Origin of the sequence: Burkholderia sp. Ac-20344 (genome assembly GCF_017104975.1) — a bacterium.
Classification (GTDB): Bacteria; Pseudomonadota; Gammaproteobacteria; order Burkholderiales; family Burkholderiaceae; genus Burkholderia.
Map to the genome: position 1 here is coordinate 1 of NZ_JAAGPP010000028.1, position 12030 is coordinate 12030.

Consider the following 12030-nt stretch of genomic DNA (forward strand, 5'->3'; position numbering starts at 1 on the left):
TTCGCGGATCATCTGCTGAAGCACGTGCCGCTCGCCGCGCGGATCAAGAAGGTGCTGAACGAGCGCCCGGGCCATCGTGCGCCGCGGGTGCGCTTCGAGCAGGAGCTGGAGGATTTCCTGTCCGACGGTGCCGCCGAGGAGACGCTCGACGCGGTGATCGACTGGGGCCGTTACGGCGAGATCTTCTCGTACAACGACCAGACCGAGATTTTCAGTCTCGAGGACGTCGAGTCCTGATCGACGCGCCGGGCCCGGTGCGGCCCGGTATCAGGTTGTGCCGCACGCGATGTGCGGCGCATCGCTTACTGCAGATTCCCCCAACGGTCGACCGCCGGTTCCGCCGACGCCCACTTCCAGTGCGTGCCTTGCTGGCACGCATTCGCGAAATACCAGTCGGCCTTGTCGCCGTCCTTCACCGAGAACGCGAATTCCTTGCACATCGCGAGCGCCGACGAATACGCGCGCGTGACGCGCACTTCGCCTTCGCCGTTTTCCAGCGGCAGCGTGTTCTTCACCTTCCACGGCTTCACTTCGCCGACGGCCAGGCTGCCGGCCGTCTTCGCGATCGCGTCCTGCTGGTTCTGATGGAGCTGCTTCATCGTGCGGTTGACGGCTTCGTCGGTCGCGGCCTGCACGGCAATCCCGACGCCGACGCCGACCGCCGGGTTCGCGGTGACGAGGCCCGTCGCGGCGCCGGCGAGTGCGCCGCTCGCCGCGCCGACCGATCCACAGCCGGACAGCGTGGCCGCCGCCGCGCACAGCGCGCCGATGGCCGCGATACGGAGCGCGACGCTCATTGCAGCGCGCCCCAGCGTTCGGTTGCCGGTTCGGCCGACGCCCATTTCCACGCGGGGCCGTCGCGGCATATGGTGGCAACGTAGAACGCCGATTGCGCGGCCTTGTCGGGTTTCGCGGGCGTGTCGACCGCGAACACGATTTCCTTGCAGTCGAGCGGACCGATGCTGATCATCCGGCTGACCGTTACGCGACCCTGCTCGTCGTCCTCGATCGGGAACGAATGGTGCGTCGACCATGGCGCGACACCGCCCACGTCGAGCGGGCCGGCGGCCTTCGCGATCTGTTCCTGTGTGTAACGGTGGGCGACGCGTTGCGAGTATTGGACGCCCGCCCGCGCGCCGGCGACGGCGCCGAGGCCGATACCCGTCGCGACGGCGGCGTTGTTGGTGACCTTGGAGGCGATCGCGGCGCCCGCGATACCGGCGCCGGCTGTCGCGCCCTCGCTGTACAGCGAGTTGCAGCCGGACAGCAGTGCGGCCGTGGCGATCGCGGCCAGCACGACGCGCGCCGGCATGGTCCGGCGCGGCGATTCGAAACGAATGTTCATCCCTGAGTGCAAGTCCTGTCTGGGTGAGCGGCAACGCGTGCGCGCCCTCATGCCGCGTCATTGTTTCGCAATTGTCATAGGAAAAATGCAAAGCTTTGACAAATCGCCGGACGGCAGGCCGCGCGCGTGCGCGCGGCGCTATTGTCGGATAGATGGATTACGAGGGGTCGAAACGTTACAAATTGAAGGTAATTGTTACTCTGACGTGCAAGGAAGCGACCTAGACTGTTTAGTTATGGAATGTTTCTTCGACGGCCTCGGGCCGCGCCGCACATGAGACACCCAGCCATGCGCCGTTCGAAACGGTCTTCGCCCCGGCCGCCCGACGCGGGGGCAGAGCGCACGCGTCCGCAGACCGACGCGCCATCGGCACCGCCTGCCGGCGCGCCCGGCGAGACGCCGTCCGACGGCGATCACAACCAGGGCGGCGCCCGCCCGGAAGGGCTCGACTATCAGCGGGATCTCGGCCAGGAGCAGGACGCCTGATGTCGTTGCCGCCGTATTCCGCCACTGCCTTTCACACCTGCATTGCTCACGTCTGAATCGCCGCACGGCCGCCTTCGGGCAGCCGTGTCCGCCTTGGCGCGCGCCGCGCGCCAGCCAATCGAATCGAGGAGGGGAAGCCGCATGAGCAGATTGATCGTGGTATCGAACCGTGTCGCCGCCGGCGAGGACACGCGCCCGAGCGCGGGTGGCCTGGCGGTCGGCGTGATGGACGCGCTGAAGGAAACGGGCGGCGTCTGGTTCGGCTGGAACGGCGAGATCGTCGGCGCAACCGACACCGAGCCCGCGATCCAGCGGGACGGCAACGTCACCTATGCGACGGTCGGGCTGACCCGGCGCGACTACGACCAGTACTACCGCGGCTTCTCGAACGCGACGCTGTGGCCGGTGTTCCATTACCGCGGCGATCTCGCGCGCTTCGACCGCCAGGAGTACGCGGGCTATCTGCGCGTGAACGCGATGCTCGCGAAGCAGCTTGCTGCGTTGCTGCGCCCCGACGACCTGATCTGGGTGCACGACTATCACCTGTTGCCGTTCGCGCATTACCTGCGCGAGCTCGGCGTAAAGAATCCGATCGGCTTCTTCCTGCACATTCCGTTTCCGTCGCCCGACATGCTGCGTCTCGTGCCGCCGCACGAGGAACTCGTGAAGTTCATGTGCGCGTACGACGTCGCGGGCTTTCAGACCGAGGCCGACAAGCAGGCGTTTACCGACTACATCGAGCGGCGCGGGATCGGCGCGGCGAGCGACGACGGGATGCTGCACGCGCACGGCCGCGTCGTGAAGGTCGCCGCCTATCCGATCGGCGTGCATCCCGACGCGATCGCGCAGGCAGCCGTCCAGTACGGCACGCGCAAGCCGGTGAAGATGCTGCGCGAGGCGCTCGACGGCCGCAAGCTGGTGATGAGTGTCGACCGCCTCGATTATTCGAAGGGGCTCGTCGAGCGCTTCCAGGCATTCGAGCGGATGCTCGCGAACGCGCCGGGCTGGCAGGGGCGCGTGTCGCTCCTGCAGATCGCGCCGCCGACGCGCTCCGACGTGCAGACCTATCAGGACATTCGCGAAACGCTCGAAGGCGAGGCCGGCCGTATCAACGGCCGCTTCTCGCGGCTCGACTGGACGCCGATCCAGTACCTGAATCGCAAGTACGAGCGCAACCTGCTGATGGCGTTCTTCCGGATGTCGCAGGTCGGCTACGTGACGCCGCTGCGCGACGGAATGAATCTCGTCGCGAAGGAGTACGTCGCGTCGCAGGATCCGGCCGATCCGGGCGTGCTCGTGCTGTCCGAGTTCGCGGGCGCGGCGGCCGAGCTGACCGGCGCGCTCCTCGTCAATCCGTACGACACGTCGCAGATGGCCGAGGCGCTCGAGCGCGCGCTGTCGATGCCGCTCGCGGAGCGGCAGGCGCGCCACGAGGAGAACCTCGCGCGGCTGCGCGGGAACGACCTGTCGGTCTGGCGCGATACGTTCGTCGCCGACTTGCGCAGTGTCGCGGCTGCCGCGTCGGTCACGCGGCGCGCAGGCCGGCGGGTTGCGCATGCGTGAGGTCATGCAGGGGCCCGGCGCCGAAGAAGCCGCACGCCGCTTCTTCGTCGTGACCGGTGGCCCGGGTTCGGGCAAGAGCACGTTGCTCGATGCGCTCGAGCGCGCCGGTTTCGCGCGCTCGCAGGAAGCCGGGCGCGGCGTGATCCGCGACCAGATGGCGGTCGACGGTCAGGCGCTGCCGTGGCGCGACCCGGCCGCGTTCGCCGAGCTGATGCTGAGCTGGGAGATGCGCTCGTACGATCTCGCGCGCCACGCGCGCGGGCCCGTGTTCTTCGATCGCGGCGTGCCCGACGTGATCGGCTACCTGCAGCTGATGGGGCTGGCGGTGCCCGCGCATGCGGAAGCCGCGGCCCGCCGTTTCCGCTATCACCGGCGCGTGTTCATCGCGCCGCCGTGGCCCGACATCTATGCGCAGGACACCGAGCGGCGGCAGGATTTCGCGGAAGCCGTGCGCACCTACGACGCGATGGTCGAGTGCTACACATCGTATGGCTACCGGCTGATCGAACTGCCGCGCGAGAGCGTGAAGGCGCGCGTGCGCTTCGTGATGGACGCGCTCGACGCGGCATGATGCTCGGCCGCGCATGTGGCGCGCGGCCGTGTCAGGTCGCCGCGTCCGGCCGCGGCGATGCGATGCGCAGCATGCTGACGACCGCGGCCACCGCCGCGAATGCCGCGGCGACATAGAGCGCAATCGTCGGCCCGCGATCGGGCGCGAGCCCGAAAATCAATGCGACGAGCGCGGCGCCAAGCGTCTGCCCGGTCAGCCGCGCGGTGCTCAGCATGCCGCCCGCACCGCCACTGCGTTCGCGCGGCGCCGACGACAGCATCGCGCGGTTGTTCGGCGACTGGAACAGCCCGAAGCCCGCACCGCACAGCGCCATCCGCCACACGATGTCGACGGTGCCCGGGTGCGCGCCGATCGTCGCGAGCGACAGCAGCCCGGCTGCGAACAGCGCGAGCCCGATTCCGCCGAGGATGCCGGCCGAATAGCGATCCGACAGCACGCCCGCGAGCGGCGCGGCAAACACGATCACGAGCGGCCACGGCGTCATGTAGAGGCCCGTCTCGACCTGCGAGAAGCCGAGCGAGTTCTGCAGCCAGAACGGCAGCGCGACGAACGCGAGCATCTGCGACGTGAACGACGCCGTCGACGTATAGACCGACAGCGCAAACATCGGAATGCGCATCAGGTCGACGGGCAAGAGCGGCGCCGGCTGCGACAGCTGGCGCTTCACGAAGAAGTAGCCGACGACGAGCGCGACGGCCAGCTCGGCCGCGACGTACGCATGCCTTTCGCCGTGGCCGAGCCCGTCCACGGCCGTGATCAGCAGCCCGAACACGCACGCGTTCATCAGCGCGCTCGGGAAATCGTACGGCGCATCGTGCAGCGGGTTGGACGGCAGCGCGCGCAGGCTGCCGAATACCGCGGCGATGCCGATCGGCACGTTGACCGCGAACAGCCACGGCCACGATGCGAACGATAGGATCGCGGACGCGACCGTCGGCCCGATCGCCGACGACAGCGCCACCACCATCGCGTTGATCGACAGCCCGCGCCCGAGCATCGACGACGGATAGATCATCCGCACGAGCGCCGCGTTGACGCTCATGATGCCGGCCGCGCCGAACCCCTGGATCACGCGCATCACGGCCAGCATCGGCAGCGAGCCGGCGAGCGCGCAGCCGAGCGACGCTGCGGTGAACAGCGCGAGCCCCGCGATGTAGATGCGGCGATAGCCGATGCGCTCGCCGAGCGACGCGAGCGGCAGCAGCGTGATCGTGACCGCGAGCTGGTACGCGTTGACGATCCAGATCGATGCGGCGTCGGACGCGTGCAGGTCGCGCGCGATCGTCGGCAGCGCGACGTTCGCGATGGCGCCGTCGAGCACGGCGAGCGTGATGCCCAGTGCGACGCAGACGATCGCCCAGTAGCGTTGCGGAAGCGGCAGGCCGGTATCGGCGTTCATGGCGGGAGCAGATGCGTGGTTGTCCGCGCGCCCGGTTGCCGGTTGCGTGCGCAACCATGCGGAAGGGCGGAGGCGGCGATGAGCGGCCCGGCCGGCGCAACTGCACCGGGGCGGGGCCGGTCGAGTGTATCACCGGGCCGCATGGCGCGACGCCGGCACTCAGCCTTCGAAGTCGAGGCCGCCGAGCCGCACGAGCGGGTCGGCCTGCGTGCGCGACAGGAGATCGATGTCGCGCGCGCCCTCCCATGCGCCCAGTTTTTTCGGCAGCGCGGCCAGGTAGTGCTCGAAGCGCTGCGGGCCGTCCGGCGCCATCAGCCGCTCGATTTCGTCGGTGTCCCAGGTCAGCTCGAGGTTCAGCGGGTGTTCGAAGCCGCTGACATGCTCGTGCGGCGCGCTGCGGATCTGTACGCGCGTCGGGTGCCCGTGGCCGCCATACGGGACGACGTCGGTCAGCACGTGTTCGGCGAAGAAGGCGGCGATCGCCTGCGCGATGCGCGGGGCGAATTCGGTATCGAAACGGCGGGCGGTTTCGGGCTGCATGACGGCGTCTCCTGTATGCCGAAAATCGTAGCACGGCGACGGCGCATTTCGATGTGCGTGATGGCGGTAATCGCGCGTTACCACTTGCTGCATCTATTACGGCCGCAAGCCGCCACAATGCATCGCATCCAGTTCCACTTCGCGTGGGAGTCCATCATGAAAAAAATTGCCGCAGTGTGTGTCCTCGCCGGTTCGCTTGCCGTGGCAGGCCCGGCGTCCGCGCATGGCCGCGACGGTGGCGCCGTCATCGGCGCGTTGATCGGCGGCGCGGTGCTGGGCGCGATCGTGACGTCCGCGATGAATCCGCCCGTCGCGTATCAGGCGCCCGTGTACCAGGCCCCGGCCTATCAGCCGCCGACGTACTACCAGGCGCCCGCGTACCAGCAGCCTGCGTATCAGACCTACCAGCAGGCGCAGTACCAGGACGATGGCCCGAACTATTGCTACGACCGCTACCAGCGTGCGTATGTATGCGGCGCGCCCGTATCGGGCGGCTACACGCAGCCGGCCGGCTGGTAAGCAGGCGGCCGCGCGACGCGTGAACGGTCGGTGCCGGACGGCCGGCGCCGCCGACGTCCGCTTCGCTGCACCGGACGACAAAAGGCCCTCGCTTTATGCGAGGGCCTTTGTCATTTGTGCGGCCGTCGGCGGGCCGTGCGCGGATACAAACGGTTGCAAATATGCGTCAGTGGCGATGGCCTCCGCCGTTTCCGCCGCCATCGTTCCAGTCGCCGCGGTGTCCGCCACCGCGACCCCAGCCGTTGCCGCGGTTGCCTCGATCGCCACGGTCGCCGTCCCAGCGATGGTAGTCGCGCCGGCCGCGATCCCAGTCGCGTCCGCCGCCACCGCCCCAGATATTGACCGTGCCGTACACGGGCGACGGGGCGTACGCGTAGCCAGGATCGGAATAGTAGGGCTGGCCGTAGCCGTATCCGGCGTCCGGGGCGACGACGCAGCCGGCCAGCAAGGTGGCGACGCCGGCGGCAGCAATGAGCTTCAGCATGATGATCTCCGTTGGTTCCTCTATAAGTACCGCGCAAGGGGATTGCCAGCTGTTTGCAATTGTGTCGTCAAATTACAGCGCCGTAAGGTCATGCGACGAAAGTGTTAGCATCCGGGGCTCATTTGTTTTTCAGGAGCACATCGATGAAATTCGCGATCCGGGCCGCGCTGGCCGCCTTCTGCGTGACGACTGCTGCCGCTTGCGTGGCCGGGCCTGCGTCGGCGCCCGCCGTGACGGCCGAGTCGATCAAGATGTTTCCGCAGGCAGCGGCCGGCCAGCAGCGCGTCGCGATCGCGCTGCCCGCGCTCGAGAACGAAGGCGATGCGCGCGTCGAGCTGATGATCGGCAAGACGCTGCAGACCGACTGCAACCAGCAGTGGTTCGGCGGCGAGCTGACCGCCGAAGACGTGAAGGGCTGGGGCTATACGTACTACCAGCTCACCGACGTGAAGGGGCCGGCCTCGACGCTGATGGCGTGCCCGGGCCAGGCGCCGCAGCAACGGTTCGTGCAGGTGCGCGGCGATGGCCAGCTGCTGCGCTACAACAGCCGCCTGCCGCTCGTCGTCTATGTGCCGGACGGCTTCGAGGTGCGCTATCGCGTGTGGCATGCGTCGAAGGACGTGCAGCACGCGGCGAAGCAGTAACGTTACGGCGTGGCGGCGGCGTCCTGCCGCTACGCGCTGCTCGCGCCACCCTTACTGACGAGTGCCGGCCACGCGGCCAGTGCGGCTTGCGCGACGGCCTCCAGATCGCGACGGCTCGCACCGTCGCGCGCCTGGATCGACATCCCCTGCTGGACCGTCACGTAATACCGCGCGATCGCGTCGAGGTTCGCCTGTGCCGCGATCTCGCCGGTCGCGACACCTTGCCTGAGGCGCTCGCGCAGATTCTCGACCGTGCGCTCGCGCATCGCGATCAGCGTTTGCCGAACCGTATCGGAACGCTCGGCCGGGTGCAGCGCCGACAGCACGATCAGGCAGCCGGCCGGCTTCGACCGCCGCGTGAACACGCGCGCGGTGTCCATCAGGTAGTTCCGCACGGCGTCGTGCGCGCTGCCGGCCCGTTCGACACTCCCCCAGATTTCCCGTCCTTCCGTTGCGCCGTAGTGCTCGAGCGCCTGCCGGAACAACGCTTCCTTGCTGCCGAACGCCGCATACAGGCTCGGCGACGCGATGCCCATCGCGGCCGTCAGGTCGGTCATCGATGCGCCTTCGTAGCCGAGGCGCCAGAACACCTCCATCGCACGATCCAGCGCCGCTTCCTTGTCGAAGCTTCTCGGTCGGCCTCGTTCAGCCATTGCTTCCGTTCCTTCGTCGATATCTGTATCGATCGATAAATTAAATCAATTGACTGTGTCGCGCAACTTGCCACATTCTGTGTCGGTCGTTACATAAATGAGGAAAGGAACCGACATGAACCGACTTCAGGGCAAGCGTGCACTCGTCACGGGCGGCAGCCGCGGCATCGGTGCGGCGATCGCGAAACGGCTGGCAGCCGATGGCGCGGACGTCGCAATTACCTACGAGAAATCGGCCGAGCGGGCGCAGGCCGTCGTTGCCGGCATCGAGGCACTGGGCCGCCGTGCCGTCGCGATCCAGGCCGACAGCGCCGATCCGGTTGCCGTGCGCGACGCGGTCGATCGTGCCGCGGAGGCGTTCAGTGGTCTCGACATCCTCGTCAACAACGCGGGGATTTTCCGGGCCGGCGTGCTGGACGACCTCACGCTCGACGACATCGACGCGACGCTGAATGTGAACGTGCGCGCGGTGATCGTCGCGTCGCAGGCGGCGGCGCGGCATCTTGGGGAGGGCGGGCGCATCGTGTCGACCGGCAGTTGCCTCGCCACGCGCGTGCCGGATGCGGGGATGAGCCTCTATGCGGCGAGCAAGGCCGCGCTGATCGGCTGGACGCAGGGGCTCGCGCGCGATCTGGGCCCGCGCGGCATCACGGTCAATATCGTGCATCCGGGGTCGACGGATACCGACATGAATCCGGCCGACGGCGAACATGCGAGTGCGCAGCGTTCGCGAATGGCGATCCCGCAGTACGGCAAGGCCGACGACGTGGCGGCGCTCGTCGCGTTCGTGGTCGGGCCGGAAGGGCGGTCGATCAACGGGACCGGGTTGACGATCGATGGTGGTGCGAACGCGTGAGTGCGTGAAGGCCGACGCCCGGCGCGAGTTTTCGACCGGGCGGCGTTGCGTTCGTTATCGGCAGCCGAGTCGGTGATGCTCGGTTTCGAGATCGGCGCGCTTGTCGTAAGCGCGCAGTTCGTTGCGTGGCTTGCCGTCCGGAGCCATCCCGCGCACGACCTTCTGGCCGCGGTCGGGGGCGTGCGTGACGGCGTCGATGCCGGCGGCCAGTTCACGGCAGCGTGAGTCGGGCGAGGGGGTTTCCGCGTGCGGTGCTGCTGCGTTCGTGATGTTGGCGATGCCGGGGCTGACATAGCGCGGCTTCGCGGGTGCTGTGAGGGTGTCGGCGGCGTTTGCCGTGCCGGTCATCGCTGAAAGCGCGGCGAGTGCCGCGATCGCTCGAATCATTGCGGGAGTCCGGGTGCTGAAGAAGGTTCGGAATTCTACGCAATATGGGGCGCAGGGCCGTGGCGATTGGGCGGGATGCGATCGTGTGTCGCAGGGTACGTCGGAGGCTGAATGTTCGTCGATCCGGATGTGATGCTGGCAGGCTTCGAGCACGCAGTAGTGCATGCGCAAAGCAAGAAGCCCGCTTGCTTTCGCAGAGCGGGCTTCGGTATTGGTTGCGGGGGTAGGATTTGAACCTACGACCTTCGGGTTATGAGCCCGACGAGCTGCCAGACTGCTCCACCCCGCGGCGCGAAGTGTACTAGGGCTGATGTGGAGAGTCAATCGATTGGTGATTTACGTTGAACGGAAGCGGCGGTTCACCGGCAGGCTCGGCACGCCTCGAGAAGGGCGAACTGTCCACGAAAGCCGAAACTTGGCCGATCGACAACGGTCGGTAGATCGTCAACAATCACGAATCGCTCACCACGCCGTGAAGAGCCAGTGTTTGAATGAGAAAAATAACGGAGTAAGTTCGAATGAGTTTTCACACCCAGGTTTGGGTTCATCCGTTCGACGGCGAGCCGTTGAATGTTGCCAGTGTCCGCGAGGAACTCTTGAAGTTTCTTGACGAATATTCGCTAAGCCACGACGTATTGACCAACCTCACCGAAGCATGTGTTTCGGCTCTCCCAACTTCAACTCTGTTCTATCTGAACAGCATGGCGATCGTCATGCTGTTCGACAAATTGGCTTCATGCCTACCGAATGCGTCGTTCGCAGTAAAGGGCTCTGGCGAGGATCATCGCGATATATGGGTGCGAGAGTATGCCGACGGAGTGGCCACCTTCGAAGCCGGGCCGTTCGACGAGTAAGTTGGCGGCAGATCCAGGATCTTCGCGCCCCGCCCGTTGCCGGCGATGTGGCGGAAACGGCGAGTTGGCGCGGCCTGTTGATGCGTTATCGAGCTGATGCGATATCTGCACGTCTGTGAGAGGCATTGCTGGCATCTGCCGATAAGGACGCATATCTCGCGCGTATTGTCGATCCGCTTGTTGATCGCTATATGGCTGCACTGGATACGATCAACAATCGCAAGTACAGCCCGGAGGCCATTCCAGAAAATGGGCGGTCGGCGCAGTGTTGGGGTATTGAGCTAGTGAAGAACTGAATTTCGATCGACTCAATATGCAAGACTGATTGCATGGCGCTTGCCGCGTGTGGCAGGCGCCATGCGGGCATTCCGTTTCAGTCCCGATTCGCCTCGATGATCTGTTCGAGTGCATTGGCATCGTCGGTTGGTTCTTCGGTGCCTCGAAAAACACAAACCTCGGTGTGCCCGTCTCGGAAAACGTCTACTTCGACCCGCATCCCAACTACAGTAACCGAGACCAACACCGTATCGGGTCGATTGCGGCTTAGGGTGTAATGAATTTTGGCGGAGTCAAGTCGGTCGAGCAGATCAAACAGTGTATTGGTGGTCATATCGGGCGCCTATTTCTTGAATCGATTATCGTTGAGCAGCTTGAGCGCCTTACGCGCCTCTTTGATACCGTCGCTCGCGTCGCCTTGAATCTCGTTGAGCGTCGAATTCAAATACTGCCCCGGAAACTCACGCAGCACCGAGCCCTTGCACTCGGCTCTGATGATGTCGCAGGCCATCATATCGCCTCGGTCGATCCCTGCAACTTGAGCTGCGTCGCCCAACGTGTCCGCTGAATAATTGAACGGCGACGCATCACTGAGTGAGGTTGCGTCAGTGAAATCCGCGCCTCCTGAGAATTCAGCGGCGCCACCAGCGCCGCCAATTCCGACAACGCTTTGCAGGTAGCTCATCAGTTCGCCAGCCGACACGTCGCTAGGCGTGGCCCAAGACGGCAGCGGCTTATCCATCGGTAGCCCGGCCGACGCCGGCGCACTGGCTAACCTATTAGCCTTTGGGAAAGGCGGAGTTGAGGGCGTGCCTCCAGCCGCTCCGCCACGGGCCGTTGGACGGTCAATTGATACGAACACTCTCCCGTCCTCTATAGCGGACCTTAGCGCGGCTACGGGATCGCCGGAGAGTGACCCCGCTAGTCCCAATTCTCGGAGATAGCCAACGGCCCCTGTCATCAGCCCCGAATACTTCGGCCAATGGAGCATCAATTCTGAGACGGCCGCCCGCTGCTCCGCAGATCGACTTACTCCACCGTTGTTAGACAACTTGGCTTGCTTCCCAGACCCCATATCGATAGTCACTGACGCCATACGGCTCGCTCCCCGATTCCGATCGGCATACATCATACGATACCGGGAGGGGCGGCCCTTTTGGCTTGTGGAACAGGAGATGAGCCGAAGTAATTCGCTATGGCGCCAAATTGACGCCAAATCCGGCGAAGAGGCTTGTCGCGTAAGGCTGGGATGGGGTATTGCTGGCCCGACAGGATTCATATCTCCTGTAGGTATATGGCGTTCAGGCGAGGATGTCACGGAGATACCAACAAAAATACCAACATGTATCTCGGCATAGGGGGTATTGACGATTGCAGGCGGTGCAAGTGACGGTTGCCGTGCCGCCGAGCGCAAATATCTTTGGAGATTTGGAGATAAGCGTTCCTTTCGGCT

Annotated in this window: 18 protein-coding genes and 1 tRNA gene; 9 read left to right on the top strand and 10 right to left on the bottom strand. The window is 65.6% G+C overall.

What is annotated here, in order from left to right:
* A partial coding sequence (locus tag G3N64_RS12045) for an AAA-associated domain-containing protein (RefSeq protein WP_082409335.1) occupies positions 1 to 237 on the top strand: 237 nt, incomplete at its 5' end.
* A 65-nt stretch (positions 238 to 302) separates the two neighbouring features.
* On the opposite strand, the gene G3N64_RS12050 is transcribed toward G3N64_RS12045, so the two are convergent.
* A complete protein-coding gene (locus tag G3N64_RS12050; RefSeq protein ID WP_205784159.1) occupies positions 303 to 797 on the bottom strand; it encodes a hypothetical protein in 495 nt (164 codons plus the stop codon).
* On the bottom strand, positions 794 to 1345 hold the full coding sequence (locus tag G3N64_RS12055) for a hypothetical protein (RefSeq protein ID WP_205784160.1): 552 nt from the start codon (positions 1343 to 1345) through the stop codon (positions 794 to 796). Before G3N64_RS12055 ends, G3N64_RS12050 begins: the two co-directional genes overlap by 4 nt.
* A gap of 288 nt (positions 1346 to 1633) precedes the next feature.
* Here G3N64_RS12055 and G3N64_RS12060 point away from each other — a divergent pair, with 288 nt between their 5' ends.
* From G3N64_RS12060 to G3N64_RS12070, 3 genes are all read left to right on the top strand, one after another.
* Entirely contained in the window at positions 1634 to 1831 is a 198-nt protein-coding gene (locus tag G3N64_RS12060; RefSeq protein ID WP_205784161.1) for a hypothetical protein, read from the top strand.
* A gap of 141 nt (positions 1832 to 1972) precedes the next feature.
* Positions 1973 to 3394: an alpha,alpha-trehalose-phosphate synthase (UDP-forming) gene (otsA, locus tag G3N64_RS12065; protein WP_205784162.1), complete on the top strand. Its 1422-nt coding sequence runs from the start codon at positions 1973 to 1975 to the stop codon at positions 3392 to 3394.
* Entirely contained in the window at positions 3387 to 3965 is a 579-nt protein-coding gene (locus G3N64_RS12070; protein WP_205784163.1) for an AAA family ATPase, read from the top strand. Before otsA ends, G3N64_RS12070 begins: the two co-directional genes overlap by 8 nt.
* A gap of 31 nt (positions 3966 to 3996) precedes the next feature.
* On the opposite strand, the gene G3N64_RS12075 is transcribed toward G3N64_RS12070, so the two are convergent.
* Both G3N64_RS12075 and G3N64_RS12080 read right to left on the bottom strand, forming a co-directional pair.
* The gene (locus tag G3N64_RS12075; RefSeq protein WP_205784164.1) at positions 3997 to 5364 is read right to left on the bottom strand and encodes an MFS transporter; all 1368 of its coding nucleotides are present in this window, start codon (positions 5362 to 5364) and stop codon (positions 3997 to 3999) included.
* Between the two features lie 159 nt (positions 5365 to 5523).
* Positions 5524 to 5904 (bottom strand): DUF5594 family protein, encoded by a 381-nt coding sequence (locus G3N64_RS12080; protein ID WP_205784165.1) that lies wholly within the window; start codon positions 5902 to 5904, stop codon positions 5524 to 5526.
* 117 nt (positions 5905 to 6021) lie between these two features.
* On the opposite strand from G3N64_RS12080, the gene G3N64_RS12085 reads away from it, so the two are divergent.
* Complete coding sequence (locus G3N64_RS12085; protein WP_205784166.1) at positions 6022 to 6423, top strand: hypothetical protein; 402 nt, start codon at positions 6022 to 6024, stop codon at positions 6421 to 6423.
* A 166-nt stretch (positions 6424 to 6589) separates the two neighbouring features.
* Here the strand turns inward: G3N64_RS12085 and G3N64_RS12090 are convergent, their stop codons facing one another.
* Complete coding sequence (locus G3N64_RS12090) at positions 6590 to 6907, bottom strand: hypothetical protein (RefSeq protein ID WP_085041200.1); 318 nt, start codon at positions 6905 to 6907, stop codon at positions 6590 to 6592.
* A gap of 143 nt (positions 6908 to 7050) precedes the next feature.
* Here G3N64_RS12090 and eco point away from each other — a divergent pair, with 143 nt between their 5' ends.
* On the top strand, positions 7051 to 7551 hold the full coding sequence (gene eco, locus G3N64_RS12095) for a serine protease inhibitor ecotin (RefSeq protein ID WP_205784167.1): 501 nt from the start codon (positions 7051 to 7053) through the stop codon (positions 7549 to 7551).
* Between the two features lie 29 nt (positions 7552 to 7580).
* Here eco and G3N64_RS12100 read toward each other — a convergent pair whose 3' ends face one another.
* A complete protein-coding gene (locus G3N64_RS12100; RefSeq protein ID WP_205784168.1) occupies positions 7581 to 8204 on the bottom strand; it encodes a TetR/AcrR family transcriptional regulator in 624 nt (207 codons plus the stop codon).
* 115 nt (positions 8205 to 8319) lie between these two features.
* Here G3N64_RS12100 and G3N64_RS12105 point away from each other — a divergent pair, with 115 nt between their 5' ends.
* On the top strand, positions 8320 to 9060 hold the full coding sequence (locus G3N64_RS12105) for an SDR family NAD(P)-dependent oxidoreductase (protein WP_205784169.1): 741 nt from the start codon (positions 8320 to 8322) through the stop codon (positions 9058 to 9060).
* A 54-nt stretch (positions 9061 to 9114) separates the two neighbouring features.
* On the opposite strand, the gene G3N64_RS12110 is transcribed toward G3N64_RS12105, so the two are convergent.
* On the bottom strand, positions 9115 to 9447 hold the full coding sequence (locus G3N64_RS12110) for a hypothetical protein (RefSeq protein ID WP_205784170.1): 333 nt from the start codon (positions 9445 to 9447) through the stop codon (positions 9115 to 9117).
* A gap of 212 nt (positions 9448 to 9659) precedes the next feature.
* A tRNA-Met gene (locus tag G3N64_RS12115) sits at positions 9660 to 9736 on the bottom strand.
* A 229-nt stretch (positions 9737 to 9965) separates the two neighbouring features.
* On the opposite strand from G3N64_RS12115, the gene G3N64_RS12120 reads away from it, so the two are divergent.
* Entirely contained in the window at positions 9966 to 10301 is a 336-nt protein-coding gene (locus tag G3N64_RS12120; RefSeq protein WP_241020910.1) for a hypothetical protein, read from the top strand.
* A 125-nt stretch (positions 10302 to 10426) separates the two neighbouring features.
* The gene (locus G3N64_RS12125; protein WP_205784208.1) at positions 10427 to 10597 is read left to right on the top strand and encodes a hypothetical protein; all 171 of its coding nucleotides are present in this window, start codon (positions 10427 to 10429) and stop codon (positions 10595 to 10597) included.
* A gap of 77 nt (positions 10598 to 10674) precedes the next feature.
* On the opposite strand, the gene G3N64_RS12130 is transcribed toward G3N64_RS12125, so the two are convergent.
* Positions 10675 to 10911: a hypothetical protein gene (locus G3N64_RS12130; RefSeq protein WP_069248565.1), complete on the bottom strand. Its 237-nt coding sequence runs from the start codon at positions 10909 to 10911 to the stop codon at positions 10675 to 10677.
* A gap of 9 nt (positions 10912 to 10920) precedes the next feature.
* On the bottom strand, positions 10921 to 11319 hold the full coding sequence (locus G3N64_RS12135; RefSeq protein WP_205784171.1) for a hypothetical protein: 399 nt from the start codon (positions 11317 to 11319) through the stop codon (positions 10921 to 10923).
* Positions 11320 to 12030: the final 711 nt, after the last annotated feature.